Source organism: Salinicola halophyticus (assembly GCF_003206695.1).
GTDB classification, from domain to species: Bacteria; Pseudomonadota; Gammaproteobacteria; order Pseudomonadales; family Halomonadaceae; genus Salinicola; species Salinicola halophyticus.
In genome coordinates, this window is the sequence record NZ_PZJN01000006.1 from 120,657 (window position 1) to 136,151 (window position 15,495).

At 64.2% G+C, this 15,495-nt stretch carries 17 protein-coding genes; 4 read left to right on the forward strand and 13 right to left on the reverse strand.

Annotated features, from left to right (window positions below):
- Window positions 1–18 precede the first annotated feature (18 nt).
- On the forward strand, window positions 19–534 hold the full coding sequence (locus DOM58_RS08410; protein ID WP_075561061.1) for a tetratricopeptide repeat protein: 516 nt from the start codon (window positions 19–21) through the stop codon (window positions 532–534).
- 139 nt (window positions 535–673) lie between these two features.
- Window positions 674–1,165, forward strand: coding sequence for a 3'-5' exonuclease (locus DOM58_RS08415; protein ID WP_245392201.1), 492 nt, complete (start codon window positions 674–676; stop codon window positions 1,163–1,165).
- Between the two features lie 201 nt (window positions 1,166–1,366).
- Here the strand turns inward: DOM58_RS08415 and DOM58_RS08420 are convergent, their stop codons facing one another.
- The 6 genes from DOM58_RS08420 to DOM58_RS08445 form a co-directional block, all read right to left on the reverse strand.
- Window positions 1,367–2,338 (reverse strand): NAD(P)H-quinone oxidoreductase, encoded by a 972-nt coding sequence (locus DOM58_RS08420; protein WP_075561062.1) that lies wholly within the window; start codon window positions 2,336–2,338, stop codon window positions 1,367–1,369.
- Window positions 2,339–2,531: 193 nt separating this feature from the next.
- Window positions 2,532–3,092 carry an LOG family protein gene (locus DOM58_RS08425; protein ID WP_157957517.1) on the reverse strand — a complete coding sequence of 187 codons (561 nt, stop codon included), beginning with the start codon at window positions 3,090–3,092 and terminating at the stop codon, window positions 2,532–2,534.
- 43 nt (window positions 3,093–3,135) lie between these two features.
- Window positions 3,136–3,657, reverse strand: a complete 522-nt coding sequence (locus tag DOM58_RS08430; RefSeq protein WP_075561064.1) for a DUF501 domain-containing protein — start codon at window positions 3,655–3,657, stop codon at window positions 3,136–3,138.
- Between the two features lie 156 nt (window positions 3,658–3,813).
- Entirely contained in the window at window positions 3,814–4,107 is a 294-nt protein-coding gene (locus DOM58_RS08435; protein ID WP_110692492.1) for a hypothetical protein, read from the reverse strand.
- A 7-nt stretch (window positions 4,108–4,114) separates the two neighbouring features.
- Window positions 4,115–4,588 (reverse strand): Cys-tRNA(Pro) deacylase, encoded by a 474-nt coding sequence (ybaK, locus tag DOM58_RS08440; protein ID WP_110692493.1) that lies wholly within the window; start codon window positions 4,586–4,588, stop codon window positions 4,115–4,117.
- 285 nt (window positions 4,589–4,873) lie between these two features.
- The gene (locus DOM58_RS08445) at window positions 4,874–5,329 is read right to left on the reverse strand and encodes a hypothetical protein (RefSeq protein WP_110692494.1); all 456 of its coding nucleotides are present in this window, start codon (window positions 5,327–5,329) and stop codon (window positions 4,874–4,876) included.
- Between the two features lie 35 nt (window positions 5,330–5,364).
- Here DOM58_RS08445 and DOM58_RS08450 point away from each other — a divergent pair, with 35 nt between their 5' ends.
- A complete protein-coding gene (locus tag DOM58_RS08450; protein WP_110692495.1) occupies window positions 5,365–6,516 on the forward strand; it encodes a MalY/PatB family protein in 1,152 nt (383 codons plus the stop codon).
- 73 nt (window positions 6,517–6,589) lie between these two features.
- Here the strand turns inward: DOM58_RS08450 and DOM58_RS08455 are convergent, their stop codons facing one another.
- Window positions 6,590–7,525 carry a tetratricopeptide repeat protein gene (locus DOM58_RS08455; protein WP_075561069.1) on the reverse strand — a complete coding sequence of 312 codons (936 nt, stop codon included), beginning with the start codon at window positions 7,523–7,525 and terminating at the stop codon, window positions 6,590–6,592.
- Between the two features lie 107 nt (window positions 7,526–7,632).
- Between DOM58_RS08455 and DOM58_RS08460 the strand changes: the two genes are divergently transcribed.
- The gene (locus DOM58_RS08460) at window positions 7,633–8,439 is read left to right on the forward strand and encodes a DUF3750 domain-containing protein (protein WP_110692496.1); all 807 of its coding nucleotides are present in this window, start codon (window positions 7,633–7,635) and stop codon (window positions 8,437–8,439) included.
- 81 nt (window positions 8,440–8,520) lie between these two features.
- On the opposite strand, the gene DOM58_RS08465 is transcribed toward DOM58_RS08460, so the two are convergent.
- The 6 genes from DOM58_RS08465 to DOM58_RS08490 form a co-directional block, all read right to left on the reverse strand.
- On the reverse strand, window positions 8,521–9,459 hold the full coding sequence (locus tag DOM58_RS08465) for a cation diffusion facilitator family transporter (protein WP_075561071.1): 939 nt from the start codon (window positions 9,457–9,459) through the stop codon (window positions 8,521–8,523).
- A gap of 49 nt (window positions 9,460–9,508) precedes the next feature.
- Window positions 9,509–9,901, reverse strand: coding sequence for a hypothetical protein (locus tag DOM58_RS08470; RefSeq protein ID WP_075561072.1), 393 nt, complete (start codon window positions 9,899–9,901; stop codon window positions 9,509–9,511).
- Window positions 9,902–9,908: 7 nt separating this feature from the next.
- Complete coding sequence (gene dapE / locus DOM58_RS08475) at window positions 9,909–11,081, reverse strand: succinyl-diaminopimelate desuccinylase (RefSeq protein WP_110692497.1); 1,173 nt, start codon at window positions 11,079–11,081, stop codon at window positions 9,909–9,911.
- 35 nt (window positions 11,082–11,116) lie between these two features.
- On the reverse strand, window positions 11,117–12,142 hold the full coding sequence (gene dapD / locus DOM58_RS08480) for a 2,3,4,5-tetrahydropyridine-2,6-dicarboxylate N-succinyltransferase (RefSeq protein ID WP_110692498.1): 1,026 nt from the start codon (window positions 12,140–12,142) through the stop codon (window positions 11,117–11,119).
- 86 nt (window positions 12,143–12,228) lie between these two features.
- The gene (locus tag DOM58_RS08485) at window positions 12,229–12,606 is read right to left on the reverse strand and encodes an ArsC family reductase (RefSeq protein ID WP_075561075.1); all 378 of its coding nucleotides are present in this window, start codon (window positions 12,604–12,606) and stop codon (window positions 12,229–12,231) included.
- A 178-nt stretch (window positions 12,607–12,784) separates the two neighbouring features.
- Window positions 12,785–15,460 (reverse strand): [protein-PII] uridylyltransferase, encoded by a 2,676-nt coding sequence (locus DOM58_RS08490; protein ID WP_110692499.1) that lies wholly within the window; start codon window positions 15,458–15,460, stop codon window positions 12,785–12,787.
- Window positions 15,461–15,495: the final 35 nt, after the last annotated feature.

A 15,495-nucleotide genomic window follows, 5' to 3' on the forward strand; every position in this document is an offset into this window, starting at 1 on the left:
CCAGGGTCACTGTCAGTTATGCCACAGACGTTTTCTTTCTTTACGCGCTTCGAGTTTCAGCTGGCCACGCAGCTTAGCCATACGCGCTGGATGACGGGCTCGCCGGGCAAGCAGCGCTTCATGCTGCGCTGGTTCAAGCGTTGCGCCGACGCCGGTCACGTACCGGCGCGTTCGCTCTACGGTCGCGTCCTGATGCATCGCGGGATCTCGCCGCGGGACAAGTCGACCGGTGCTCGCTATGTGCTGCAGGCGGCCCAGCAGGGCGATAGTCACGCTCAGTATCAGGCCGGACGCATCTATGAGCTTGGCTGCTCGCAGTATCAGCCCAACGTGCATCACGCGGTGACCTGGTATGCGCGGTCCGGCGAGAATGGCCATCTCCAGGCGGCTCAGCGGCTGGCCGATGCGTATCGCCGCGGTGAGCTGGGCTTGCCCCATGACCCTGCGCGCGCGGACGAATGGCAACGCTGGGCGCTCAATCTCGCTGCAGACGGACCCAACGGCGAGACGCCTGCCGCGCTCGCCACGCACTGACCGCCCGCAACCGTCGGAGCACTCCGCTTGCATCCCGTCACCCTCCGGTGGCGGGATGAAGTCACGCCCCAACGCTGTCATGATGATGCCTCATCGGCGTCGCAAGATGAGACGGCATCATGGAGAGGGAGCCCGCAACGTGTTGCTGCCCACCCTGCTAGACATCGAAGCTTCCGGTTTTGGCCGTGGCAGTTATCCCATCGAGATCGGCTTGGCCCGGCCCGATGGGAGCCGCTGCGCGTTTCTGATTCAACCCGGCGAAGAGTGGACGCACTGGGATCCCAAGGCAGAGCTGCTGCATGGCATATCTCGGTCGCGACTGATGCGTGAAGGCCACCCGCCGATCGAAGTCGCTCGCTGGCTCAACGACGAACTCGCCTCCATCGGCATTGCCTACAGCGATAGCTGGGGCTACGACAACACCTGGCTGTCGCTGCTGTTCGACCAGGCCGGGATGCTGCCGCGATTTCGCCTGGAGGCGTTGCGGCGGTTGCTGAGCGAAGCGCAGACCGAGGGCTGGGCCGCGGCCAAGGAGCGGGTCATCGAAGCCCACGGCATCCGTCGCCACCGGGCCGGCGACGACGCCCGCCTGCTGCAGCTGACCTACAAGGCGACGCTGAATCTCGAATAGCACTTTTCTCGAATAACCACCTGCCTCGAACAGCGCGTCCTCGAACAGCGCCTTTCTCGAATAGCGCCTTTCTCGAATAGCGCCTCCTCGAACGGCCACTCATCGAACAGCGTGCAGGGCGGGCGGAACGTCCCGCGTCGATTGCCGCGCGCCAGGTCGCCCCATGTTCATGACCCAGGCTCATGAAGGCGCGGCGACGACTCAACCCTTGCCGCTGACGCTCAACAGGATCTTGCCGATATTGGCGTTGTCCGACAGGTGCTGCATCGCGGTTTCCGCTTCCTGCACCGGCCAGGTGCCGGCGATCAACGGTTTGATCTCGCCGCGGCTCAGTCGGGGCCAGACGTGCGCGTACAGCGCATCGAGAATCGCGCCTTTGGCCTTCGCCGAACGAGAGCGCAGGGTCGATCCGATCAGCCGTTGACGCTTCATCAACATCCGGCCCAGGTTGACCTGCGCTTCCAGTCCGCCCATCAGACCGATCAGCACCAGTCGGCCATCGGCGTTCAGAACCGCCAGATCCTGGGCGATATAGTCGCCACCCACCGGATCGAGAATCATGTCGGCACCACCCCAGTCCTTCACCGCGTCGACGAAGCTGCCGTCATGGCGATTCCAGCCGGCGTCCGCGCCCAGCCGATAGCAGGCTTCCAGCTTGTCGGCGCTGCCCGCGGTGACGAAACAGGGGTTGCCGAACGCGCGGCAGAGCTGAATCGCGGCCGTCCCGACGCCGCTGGCGGCGGCGTGCAGCAGTACGCGCTGGCCCGTCTGAACCGCCCCTTCCATGTAGAGGTTGAGCCAGGCGGTCGCGAAGACTTCGGGTAGCGCGGCGGCCTCGCGCAGCCCCAGCTCCTGAGGAATCGGCAGTACCTGCGCTTCGTTGACCACCACCTGCTCGGCGTAGCCGCCGCCGGCGAGCAGGGCGCAGACCCGGTCGCCGTGGCGAAAGCGTTCAACGTCACGGCCGGTCTCGGTAATCGTTCCGCTCACTTCCAGTCCGGGAATCTCGGACTCACCCGGCGGCGGCGGATAATTGCCGCCGCGCTGCATCAGATCGGCGCGATTGATGCCTGCCCAGGCGACATCGATGCGCACGTCGTTGGCGCCGAGCGGGCCCGGATCCTCGTGGTCGCGCCAGATCAGCCGCTGGTCGTCGATGGCAATGGCTTGCATGCGAAATCCTCCTTGATGGATACGGTGGCGTCGATGAGGTGACGGTCGCGTCACGGGCTTGGTGCTTGTCGAACCGGCGCTATCGAGAATCGACACTTTCGGCGACCGTCGCTTTCGCTAATTGTCGCTTTCGCTGACCGTCTCTTTTGAACGGCGCTCGGTTTGAACGTGGCCTTTCGATACGCCGCCGATACTAGACATTGGCACCGTCAAGTTTGGCACTTTCGGCCAGACGGTCCAGCAGGGTTTCGATATCCCCCTCGGCCAGCAGCGTGCGGCGGGTCGAAACGTTGAGGAAGCCGTGTTCGACCGTGGTGTCGAGGAAGGTCAGCAGCGGCGAGTAGAACTCGGCGACATTGAGCACGCCGAGCGGTTTGGGGTGGAGGTCCAGATAGCGCCAGGTCCAGATCTCGAACAGCTCCTCGAGCGTGCCGATACCGCCGGGCAGGGCGATGAATGCGTCGGCATGTGCCGCCATCGCGGCCTTGCGCTCGTGCATGTTGTCGACCCGGATGAGCCGGCTCAGGCCGTGATGCGAGACTTCGCGCTGCACCAGGTGCTCGGGCATCACGCCGATCACTTCACCGCCTTCGGCGAGACAGGCGTTGGCCAGTCTGCCCATCAGACCGTTGCGGGCGCCACCGTAGACCAGGCCCCAGCCGCGCCTGGCAATTGCTGCGCCTAGAGCTTCCGTCGCCTCGGCGAAACGTGGATCGTTGCCTTCGCGTGACCCCAGATAAACACAGATTTGCACGCTGTCACTCCTGAACGAAGAAAGAGGATGGGAACGGTGGCGATCAGGGAATGCTGGCAGCGACGTCGTACTCTGCGTCGAGCCAGCGACCGATGGCGTTGTCGCCGCAGAGATGATGGGCGTACTGCGTATGCAGGCAGCGCACCTGATCCCAGTTGGTGATTCCGCCGACGCCGCGTTCACGCATCAATTGCGAGTAACCGCGCTGTTCGACCGCCTCGCGTTGCGCGTCGGTCATGAAATTCCAGCGCTGGCGGACATAATCGGCGTGGCTTTGGTGATAGCTGGCGAGCCATTCGGGCTCCTGCTGCAGCCGGGCTTCCAGCTCCTTGATCACGCCGCTGGCCTCGAGCCGCGACAGCACGACCTTGAGCCGCTCGCAGGAGAGCCAGTAAAGGGTCGGGAAGGGCGCGTCATCGACGATCGGTGCCATGCGCAGCACCAGCGGGCGGCCGAGGCCATCGGTGGCGGCGACTGCCTCCAGGCCCCGGGGCGGGCGACCCAACTGCTCGGCGATCGTGGCCAGTTGCGCTTCGGTCGGTGCCTGATCAGGGTGAATCACCATGGGAAGAATCCCGTATGGCTAGATCCGTTATGGCTAGATCCGTTATGGCTAGGTCCGTTATGGCTAGGTCCGGTATGGCTAGGTCCGGTATGACTTAGTCCGTTATGGCTTGGTCCAGTATGAATTAGTCCAGCATGACCTCGGTCCAGCATGATTTCAGTCCAGTATGATCTTGTGGGAGCGAGCCACGGCGCGGTAGAAGGCCTGGCTCAGCTGCATCGGCGTGGGCGAATAGAGGTAGTCGCGCAGCAGATGATCGCGGGCACGCTCGACCAGCACGGTATGCAGCCGATTGAACGGCGCATCATAGTCGTAGGGATCCGGGCCCGGCAAACGCAGGTGCGGATAGTCGGCCAGACGCTCCAGGAAATAGTGCTCCAGCACACGCTCGATCGCACGATGGCGTTCATGATCGTCGGGATCGATCCACAGGTCGAAGTCGATCGACATGCGAGGGTTATCCGCGTCGCGCCAGATCCGCAGTACGAGCTGCGGTCAGGGCGATCAGGTCGGTGGGTGCCAGCGACAGCTCCAGGCCGCGACGACCGCCGCTGACATGGACCGTTTCCAGGTTGATGGCGCTCTCATCGATGAAGGTCGGCAGCGACTTCTTCTGGCCCAGCGGGCTGATGCCGCCGACCAGATAGCCGGTGCTGCGTTCGGCCGTGGCGATCTCGGCCATGCGCGCCTTGCGCGTGCCGGTGGCCTTGGCCAGCGCCTTGAGATCCAGCGAGGCATCGACGGGCACCAGCGCGACCACCAGACGACCATCGTCGAGCTGAGCGAGCAGCGTCTTGAACACACTGGCGGGAGTTAGCGCGAGCGCCCGAGCGGCGTCCAATCCGTAGGATTCCGAGTCATTCTCCAGCTCGTAGCTGGTGACCTGGTGGGCAATGCCGTGGGACTCCAGTAGCCGTATCGCGGGTGTCATGAGCCAACTCCTGGGCCTCGACGGCGGGCGGGAAGCCCGGACATGTTGCCAAGCTGATCACGCGATGGCGACGCCTTTGTCGTCGACGCTGCCATGGCGATGAATGGACGATGTGCCCTGGCCGATCATTATGCAAGCCGCGAGACGTGACTGTCGCATGCCGAGTTGCGGGTTCTCTCGACGATGGCCGGCTCGACGATGGCCGGCCCGATGATTGGCTGGCCCGACGATTGCCTGGCCCGAGGATTAATTGGCTTAGAGTCGGTCCGGATCCCGGGCTCGTCGCTACACCAGGCGTTGGCCGCGATAGTCCTGCCATGCTTCGGCCAACGGTGCCGCGAGACACTCTCGCAGATGGGCGGGCAGTGAATCGCGCGCCGTCTCGAACGCCTCGAATTGGCGATTGTGCAACCAGCAGTAGGCCCAGGCACAGGCCTCGTCGTCGTCCCGGGGGCGGGGCTTTCCCGGCATCTGCACCAGCAGGAACAGCGACGTTCTCGCGGCCCAGCGCGGCGGGGTAGCGTCGCCGCTCCAGTGCGTCAGCGTGGCACCGTCCGGCGTCGATTCGGGCTCCCCCAGCTTGGCGATGCGCGCCGTATCGGCCAGAATCATGGCCAGACGGTCGGGATCGGCCTGTCCCAGCAGGAGCCAGTGTCCGACCAGTTTCGAGTTGCCGGCCAACACCCGAGCGTAGAAGGGTCGAGGGGAAGCATTGTCCGCAAGGTCAGGCCGCTCGCACATGTTCGTCAATCCATTTCGATGATGAGATCACTATCGTGAACTTCGATTTTGCCACGCGTATCGATCGCCGCCAGCACCCTACCAAGAAGTGGCAGCAGTACGATGAAGATGTCCTGCCGCTGTGGGTCGCCGACATGGACTTCCGCTCACCACCGGCCGTGCTCGACGCGCTCGAGTCGCGTGTCGAGCACGGCGTATTCGGCTACGGCGGGGTGCCGGAGAGTTTAAAGCAAGCGCTGAACGACTGGAGCCGACACCATTACGACTGGACGATCGACACCGCGTGGCAGCTGTGGGTGCCCGGTGTGGTTCCGGCGCTCAATCTGGCGGCGATGGCGTTCAGCGAGCCGGGCCAGGGCGTGCTCACCGCGACTCCGATCTATCCGCCGTTTCTGAGCGTGGCCGACAATGTCGGTCGCGAGGCGCAGACATTCGAACTGGCCGAACCCGTGACAGCCGGCGGGCCCTGGCGGCTCGATCTCGAGGCGCTGGAGGCGGCGATCCAGCCCAATACTCGCGTGTTGCTATGGTGCCATCCGCATAACCCTACCGGGCGCGTGTGGAGTGCCGATGAGCTCGAGGGGCTCGCTAGACTGGCGGTGCGCCACGATCTGATCGTCGTTTCCGACGAGCTGCACTGCGATCTGATTCTCGACCCTTCGCAGCCGCACCGTCCGCTCGGCCAGCTGTGCCCCGAGCTGGCGGATCGGCTGATCACGCTATGGGCACCGTCCAAGACGTTCAATATTGCCGGGCTGTCGGCCGCCTGCGCGATCATTGCCGACGATGACCTGCGGCGGCGGTTCCAGGTCGCGGCTGCCGGCCTCATGCCCGGCGTCAACGTGCTCGGCTTGAGCGCATCGCTGGCGGCTTATACCGACTGCGAGGCGTGGCGTCAGGCGTTGCTGGGCGAGCTGCGAGACAACCTGGCCATGGTGGAAGCACATGTTTCGCGCTGGCCGGGCGTCACGATGTCGACACCGGAGGCGACCTATCTGGCATGGCTGGACTTTCGTCACAGCGCGTTGGCCGATTCGCCGCAGCAGCACCTGCTCGAGGAAGCACGGGTAGCGCTCTCCGACGGTGCCGATTTTGGCTGGCCCGGATTCGTTAGGCTCAACTTCGGCATGCCGCGGAGTTGGCTGGAGGAAGCACTGCTACGGCTGGATCGCCTGCTTTCCGATTGAGACCCAAAAGATATCCGGCGCCGAGAACGTTCGGCGCCGGCTATCGTCGGGCGTGTTCAGTAATCGGGCATGTTCAGTAAAGCATGGCGAACAGTCGGCGGCGGTAGGTGACCGTCAGCGGATGCTCGGCACCCAGGGCGTCGAAAACCCGCAGTAATGTCTTGCGGGCGGCGTCTTCGCCATAGGCGCGGTCGCGCTTCATCACCGTCAGTAGCGCCTCGAGTCCGGTCTCGTACTGGCCGTCGGCGATCTGGCGCATGGCACGCTGATACTGGGCTTCGCTGTCGTCGCGTTCACCCAGCGCATCGATCTCGGCCTGACTCAAGGCCTCCTCGCCAAATTCGATACGCGCTCGCACGCCGCGTGCCTTCGCCGCATCGCGGTGTTCCGGCGGCAGATTATCGAGAATCTGCTTGGCCTCGTCGGTCCGGCCAGCGGCCACTCGTACGCCAGCGAGATCGATCTGGTAATCGTAATGTTCCGGATACTGCTGGATCAGTTCCTGATAGATCGCCTCGGCGGTGTCGGTGTCGCCAGAGGCCAGTGCCGCTTCGGCCATCTCTTCAGGGCTCTGCGACGCTTCGGCCGGCGCCTCGAGATACTTGCCCAGCCATTCACGTATCTGCTTCTCGGGTAGCGCGCCCTGAAACTGGTCGTAGAGCTGGCCCTGGGAAATCAATTTGACGTCCGGCACCGAGCGCACGCCCAGCTGCGAGGCGATCTGGGGGAAGGCCTCGGTATCGAGGCGCGCCAGCACGAAGGCCCCGGCATACTCTTTGGCGAGTTTCTCCAGCACCGGTTTCAGCGTCTGGCACGACTCGCTCGAATTGGCCCAGCTCTGCAGCAGCACCGGATGTTGCATCGAACCATCGAGCACGACCTGCTGAAAGTTTTCCAGCGTGACGTCGACGATGACGTCTTCCGCGGCAACGGTGTTGCCGGCGCCATTCTGACGGCTTTCTTCGGGGCCGGTCAGCGGCTGTCCGGTACGTGGATCGACGATAGCCATGTGAAAAACCCTTGAAGTTCGATTCGAGATTGATGAGTGTTATGTGGGTCATGAGACGCCGATTCAACCCCCGACGTTCGACTCACCCTTTGGAATCCGCTATCTCGATGGATTTATCTCGCCTACTCAAGCGCACGCTGGTCTTCGTGCTGGCGCTCTTGCTCTTCATCGTCGTGCTGCTGTTGGGACCTGGCTACATGCTGGCTTCCCAGCAGGTACCGATGCATGCCGACTGGCAGGGCGCCGATCGTTCTTCGAGCGGATTGGCGCCGGATCCGGGAGAGGCTCGCGAGGCAGTCGTTCAGGTCTATGCGGCGCGCACCTTCGAGTGGCGCGGCGCATTCGGCGTGCATACCTGGATCGCGACCAAGGCCGAGGGTGCCAGCCGCTATCGCGTCTATCAGGTACTGAGCTGGCGTCGGCCCACGGTGGAAACGGGCTATGCGCAGCCGGATCGCCAATGGTACGGCAATCCACCGACGCTGCTGGCGGATATCCGAGGAGACCAGGCGGCGAGGGCGATCGACGGGATCGAGCGTGTGGTACCCGACTATCCTGATCCTGATCGTTACCGGATCTGGCCCGGACCCAATAGCAACACTTTCATCGCCTGGGTAGTGCGGCAGGTGCCCGAACTGTCGGTGGACTTTCCGCCCAACGCGATCGGCAAGGATTATCTCCCCGGACAGCTCGTGGCGCGAACGCCCACCGACACCGGCTACCAGCTATCGCTGGGCGGTCTGTTCGGCGTCATGCTGGCCTGGGACGAGGGCTTAGAGCTGGACCTGCTGGGGCTGACGGTCGGCGTCGACTGGCAGTCACCGGCGCTCAAGCTGCCCGGTATCGGCCGCGTTGGCATGGCGCAGCCTACCGGCAGTACCGGAGCGCGCGAAGTCGAGCAGGAGGTGCCGTAGCGCCATGTCACCGCGTTTCCGGCTCCCCTCTTTTGCCGATCATCTCTTGTTCGTCGCGCCGTGGCGCTCGTGGTCGCCGGGTCATTCGGTCGCGGCGGCCTGAGGAATCTCGTCGACCCCGGCACGGGCTTCGGCCTCGACGAAGACTCGCTTGACGCTCTCGTTTTTTTGCTTGATCTCGCTATCCAGCTTGGCAATGGTGCTTTCGATCCGCTCGGCGGGCGTGCCGCGGGCGAAACGCACGCTGAGATTGACCAGGATGAAGTTCGGACCCATGTGCATGGTCAGCACCTCATTGACCCCTTCGACACCGTCGGCTTCGGCGGCAAGCTGGCGAATGCTCTCGACGACGTGCGGATTGGCACTCTCGCCGATCAGCAGGCCTTTGGTCTCCATCGCCAGCCAGATCGCAGTACCGCCAAGGATCAGGCCGATGATCACCGAGGCGATACCGTCGAACAGCAGAATGCCCGTCCACTGGGACAACGCCACGCCAGCCAGTGCCACCAGCAGGCCGAGCAGGGCGGCGGAGTCCTCGAAGATGACCACGAACATCGAGGGATCCTTGCCCCGGTGCACGGCCTCTACGTAGCTCCACTTGCCCTTGGTCTTGCGGAATTCATTGAGTGCGAAGGCCCAGGAGGCGCCCTCGAACAGAATGCCCAGCCCGAGCACGATATAGTTGACCAGTGGCGACTCGATCGGCTCGGGGTGGAGAATATGCATCACCCCCTCGTAGAGTGAGACGCCGGAGCCGACCGCAAAGATCAGCAGGGCGACCACGAAGCTCCAGAAATAGACTTCCTTGCCATGACCGAAGGGAAATTGCGGGCTGGGTGGCTGTTTGGCCCGTTTCATCCCGAACAGCAGCAAAACCTGATTGCCGGTGTCCACCACCGAGTGGATGCCTTCGGAAAGCATGGCCGAGCTGCCGGTGATGGTGGCTGCGACGAACTTGCTGATCGCGATGAGCAAGTTGCCGCCCATGGCGGCGTAGATGACTGGTTTGGATTCCGCCATGTCATTGACTCCCTGTCAGATGGTTTGCAGTTCGGTAGGTACGCTGTGATCAGCGACCCGAATCCGGCCAGTCGATGGTGTTTTCGCGGCCGTCCGGCAGAACCTGCCAGAAGCGGTCGGGGTCGTCACCGGGTTGCCAGCCGCCGAGAGAGCAGCGTGCCTCGCAGCCCAGTTCACGCGCGGCGTCGCGGGCGCAGTCGGTATCTCGCGGCCACGGCGTGGCGTCGCAATCGAACCACAGGCTGGCATAGCGGTCTGCCGCGCGCTCGACGAGCATGACGCCGATGGCGCGTTCGGCGCCCGCTGCCCTGCCGCGCCAGATTCCCTTGCCGGCGCGGTCGAGGGTCATCTCGCCATCGCCGAGCGCCTCGCGCAGCCACCGGGTGATGGCGTCGATATCGGCGACCGCCAGGTAGATTTCGATATCAGGAAAACGCTCCATGGGTTCCTCAGGCAAATAGCCGCTCGAGTGTGGCTTCGTAGATGCGGCTCAGGGTATCGAGGTCGTCGGCACGGATGCGTTCGTTGACCTGGTGGATAGTGGCATTGACGGGACCCAACTCGATCACCTGTGTGCCCAGTGTAGCAATGAAGCGACCGTCGGACGTGCCGCCGGAAGTCGAGAGCGCCGGGCGGTGCCCGGTGATCGTCTCGCAGGCGTCCTGCGCGGCCTCGAGCAGCTCGCCCGCCGCGGTCAGGAAAGGCTCGCCGTTGAGCGTCCAGTCGAGCTGGTAGTCGAGTCCATGCGCGGCGAGCTTGTGCTCGACCCGCTCGCGCAGCTGATCCTGGGTGACTTCGCTTGAGTAGCGGAAGTTGAACGTCACTTCCAGCTCGCCGGGAACGACATTGGTGGCGCCGGTCCCCGCATAGAGGTTGGAAATCTGGAAGCTGGTCGCCGGGAAGAAGTCGTTGCCGGCATCCCACGGTTCGTTGACCAGCTCGGACAGCACTGGCAGCGCCTGGTGAATCGGATTGCGCGCCAGATGCGGATAGGCGACGTGGCCCTGAATGCCGCGCACGCGCAGCACGCCGCCCAGCGACCCGCGGCGGCCGTTCTTGATCACGTCGCCGAGCTGTCGGGTCGAGGAGGGCTCGCCGACGATGCAGTAGTCCAACGGCTCGTGGCGCTCGCGCAGACGCTCGACGACCGCGCGGGTACCATGGATCGCGGGCCCTTCCTCGTCGGCCGTGATCAGGAAGGCGATCCGGCCGTGATGATCGGGATGGGCGGCAACGAAGCGCTCGGCTGCCGTCACCATGGCCGCCAGACTGCCTTTCATGTCGGCGGCGCCGCGACCGCAGAGAAAGCCGGCGTCATCGATGACCGGCTCGAACGGCGGATGATCCCATTCGCGCTCCGGGCCGCTGGGCACCACGTCGGTATGGCCGGCGAAGGCCAGCAGCGGGCCGTGCTGGCCGCGCGTCGCCCAGAAGTTTTCGATGCCGCCGATCGTCATCCGCTCGACCTGAAAGCCGATGCGCTCCAAACGTTCGATCATCAGTGTCTGACAGCCGTGATCGTCCGGGGTCACCGACGGTCGCTCGAGCAGTTCGAGCGCCAGCGCCAGCGTGGCCGAGCGGGCGGTAGACGGTGACGCTATCGTCCGTGACGCTTGAGACATGCCTTTCTCCAGGGCGGCCGACCGGCAGGGCCGGATCAATTGTGAGCGTGAAGGGATTCGTTGAGAGCGACTGCACTCTTGTTGGTGCGGCACTCCAGGCGACCGGTCACCGAGTGTCGCATGAACAGCAGATCGTCCTGGCCCGCGAGTTCCCGGGCAGCGACCGTTTGGACCGCCTCGCCCCGATCGTCGAGCACGGTGACCTTGGCGCCGGCCGTGACGTACAGCCCGGCTTCGACGGTGCAGCGGTCGCCCAGCGGGATGCCGAGGCCGGCGTTGGCGCCGACCAGGCAGTTTTCGCCGATCTTGATCACCACGTTGCCGCCGCCCGAGAGCGTTCCCATCGTCGAGCAGCCGGCGCCCAGATCCGAGCCCTTACCGACGAACACGCCAGCGGAGATACGGCCTTCGACCATGCCCGGGCCTTCGGTGCCGGCATTGAAGTTGCAGAAACCCTCATGCATGACCGTGGTGCCTTCGCCCAGGTGCGCGCCGAGACGCACGCGGGCGGTATCGCCGATGCGGATCCCTTTGGGCACGACGTAGTCGGTCATCTTGGGGAACTTGTCGACACAGTCCACGGAGAGCGGACGTCCGGCGAGACGGGCCTTGAGACGACGTGCCGGCAGCTCTTCGACATCGATGGCGCCTTCGTTGGTCCAGGCGATGTTCTTGAGCAGACCGAACATGCCGTCGAGCTTGACGCCATGGGGCTTGACCAGTCGATGAGAGAGCAGATGCAGCTTGAGATAGACCTCCGGCACGCTGGTCGGCGCGCGATCCTCATCCAGAAAGACCGCAACCAGCGGGCGCTGCGCGTCGGCAAAGGCCTCGGCGATGTCGGCCTGATCGTCGTCACCGGCGTCGCGCAACGCCGTCGCGAGCTTGGCGGTGTGTTCCGGCAGAAAGCTGACGACGTCGGCGGCTTCGTCGGCGCCCAGCGCCTGGCGTGCGGCCGTTACGAGGTTGTCGTCGGGCTGGTGCAGCGGTGCCGGATAGTAGATTTCGAGCCAGTCGCCCTGGCTGTTCTGGGTGCCGATTCCTAGCGCGAAGCTCAGCATCGCAGGTTCCTCATGATGGTCGAAAAGTCGTCGAGATCGTCAGTGCGGGCGGCATCGCTCGGGTCTCTCTCAAGAGACCAGCATGCTCAAGAGACCAGCGCGGCGTAGCGGTCGGCGTCGAATCCGACGATCAAGGTGTCTTCGCTGCCGCTCTCGGTATGCTGCCGGTCCGTTCGTTGCAGGATCGGGCGCTTGATCAGGGTCGGGTTGGCGAGCATCAGCTCACGGGCCCGCTCGGCGTCGAGTGGCTGCTTGTCCGCGGGGTCGAGCTGGCGCCAGGTGGTGCTGCGAGTATTGAGCAGCGTCTGCCAGTCGGCGCCGGCGAGGAAGGCATCCAGTTGCCGTGGATCGAGGCCATCCTCGCGCAGATCGTGAAATCGATACGCCACGTCCATCGCATCGAGTTGGCGCCGGGCCTTGCGGCAGGTATCGCAGGTCTTGATGCCGTAAACGGTGATGGTCATGTCACGAGCCCGTTGTGCGCTTCTCAGAAAGCGGCCGATTATAGGCGCCCGCGGACGGGAGCTCAAAAAATCGTCAGAAACGACGGTTGATATGACAGCAGACGGCCCGAAGAAACGCTGCCAAGAACAGCGCCCGCCCATGGCGGCGAACAGACGGCTTCGCTGCCGCGACGGCATGCTACACGTCGAGCACCTCGTACAGGCGCGCCCGCAGACGCGCCTGGGCTTCCGGGTCGGTCAGCGGTTGCCCGCGCTTGTCGGTGATGAAGAAGACGTCTTCGACTCGCTCACCGAGGGTGGCGATCTTCGCCGTCGACAGGGCGATGTCCTGCTCCATGAAGATGCGGCCGACGCGAGCCAGCAAGCCGGGGCGGTCGGGCGCGATCAGCTCCAGCGAGGTGCGGGCGTTGGCCGGGTCCTGCTCGATGATGACTTCGACCGGGACCCGAAAATGCTTCAGCTGGCGCGGGGTGTGGCGGCTGACGATCTGGGGATAGTCGTCGGGATCGTCCAGCTCTTCCACCAGATGGCGACGAATCGTTTCCAGGCGCGCGGGATCGCGGATGGCGTCGTCGTCGTCATCCAGCAGGATGAAGGTGTTGAGCGTCCAGTCGTCGCTGGAGGTGGCGATGCGGGCATCGTGGATCGACAGGCCCAGCTGCTCGATGGCGGCAGCGGTGGCGGCAAACAGGTCGTCCGCCGAGCGGGTGTGGATGAAGAGTTTGGTGCCGCCTTCGGTCATGTCCTCGCTGGGGGCGCTGACCAGGATCAACGGCAGATGATCGTCGTGATGGGCGAGGATGCCCTGTGTCTGCCAGGCGACTTCGCTGGAGGTGTACTGCAGGAAGTAGTCTTCGCCGAAGGTTTGCCACAGCCGGGTGACGCGTGCCACGTCGGCGCCGACTGCCCGCAGCAGCCCCAGTGCTTCCTCGCGGGTTTCGCTGACCCAGCCCTGGCGATCGACGGTGTTATCGAGGCCGCGGCGCAGCACGCGGCGGGTCTCGGTGTAGAGCTGGCGCATCAGCGACGCACGCCAGCCGTTCCAGAGCGTCGGATTGGTGGCGCTGATGTCGGCGACGGTGAGTACGTAGAGGTAGTCGAGATGAGTTTCGTCGCGCACGGTGCGAGCGAAGCCATGAATCACGTCCGGGTCGGAAATGTCCCGCTTCTGGGCCGTCTTCGACATCAGCAGGTGATGTTCGACCAGCCAGGCGACCAGCCGGGTGTCCCAGTTCGATAGCGCATGACGGCGGCAGAACTCGGCGGCATCGACCGCGCCAAGCTCCGAATGGTCGCCGCCACGGCCCTTGCCAATATCGTGATAGAGCCCGGCGATCCACAGCAGCTCGAGCTTGGGCAGCTTTTGGATGACATCGATGGCAACGGTGTATTCGTCGGTGTCGCGCTCCTCGCGAAACCGTTGCAGGAAGCTGAGCAGGCGCAGGGTGTGCGCATCGACGGTGTAGATGTGAAAAAGGTCGTGCTGCATCAACCCGATCGCCTCGCCGAACTCCGGGAGGTACTTGCCCAGCACCCCGTAGCGGTTCATGCGCGTGAGCTGAGTCGGGACGTCGCCGCCGCTGCGCAGCAGTTCCATGAACAGGCTTTGGTGGCGCAGGTCATCGCGGAATGTATCGTCGATCAGATGGCGGTGATCGCGGATCTTGCGAATGGTGTCGGCGCGCACGCCCTCGATTTCCGGATGCTGGGCCATCAACAGGAACAACTCGAGCAGCGCGTCGGGCCGATGCACGAAGACGTTGGGGTGGCGATGCTGGATGTAGCCGCCTCGAATCTCGAAGCGAGCGTTGATCGGCTTGATCGCCAGTGATTCGCCGGCGTGGAGAATCACTTCGTCGAAATGCTGCAGCAGCATGTCGTTGAGGCCGGCCAGGGCGGTGACGTGCCGGTAGTAGGCTTTCATGAACTGCTCGACGGCCAGTCGCTGGGGCGTGTCGACATAGCCGAATAGCTTGGCCAGGGAACGCTGATGATCGAACAGCAGTCGATCTTCGGCACGGCCGGCGATCATGTGCAGGCCGTAGCGAACCTGCCATAGAAAGGCCTGACCCTGGCTCAGAATTCTGAGTTCGGCATCGTTCATGAAGCCCTGGGCGACTACGTCCTCGTAGCGCAGCGGCCCGAAGTGGCGCTTGGCGACCCAGCCGATCATCTGGATGTCGCGAAGTCCTCCCGGCGCGCTCTTGAGATTGGGCTCCAGGTGATACTCGGAATTGTTGTGCTTGTAGTGGCGAGTGATCTGCTCTTGCCATTTGCCTTCGAAAAACGCCGCCGACGACCACATCTGCTGGGTCGACAGGCGTGCTCTCATGGCTTCGCGCAGACTTTCCGGTCCCGCCAGGGTCCGGGTTTCCAGTAGATTGGTGATGACGGTGATGTCGCCGCGGGCCTCGCGTTCGCAGTCGGCGAGCGAGCGCACGCTCTGTCCGACCTCGAGACCGATATCCCACAGGAAGGTGATGAAGCCGGTCAGCGATTCGCGGTAGGGCGTGTCATCGTCGTGTCTCAGCAGCAACAGCAGGTCAATGTCAGAGTGGGGGTGGAGCTCGCCGCGGCCGTAACCGCCCACCGCGAGCAGGGCGACGTTGGCATCCGGCCAGTCGAAACGCTCCCAGGCGACCTGCAGCAGCCGGTCCAGGCACCAGGCGCGGCCGTAGACCAGGTCGCGCACATCGGCGCCTTTGCGGAAGCGTTCGTCCAGGCGATCGCGGATCGTCTGCAGTGCCTGCTTGAACAGCGGGATCGGGTGCCGTTCCAGCGCCAGCGCCTCGCGAAAGGCCGCTGCATCGAAAAGGGTCGTGTCCGGATGAAAGCGGTAGTGATGCAGCAGCATGCGGCGGGCGTCTCCCAGGGTGAAACGGTAGCGGG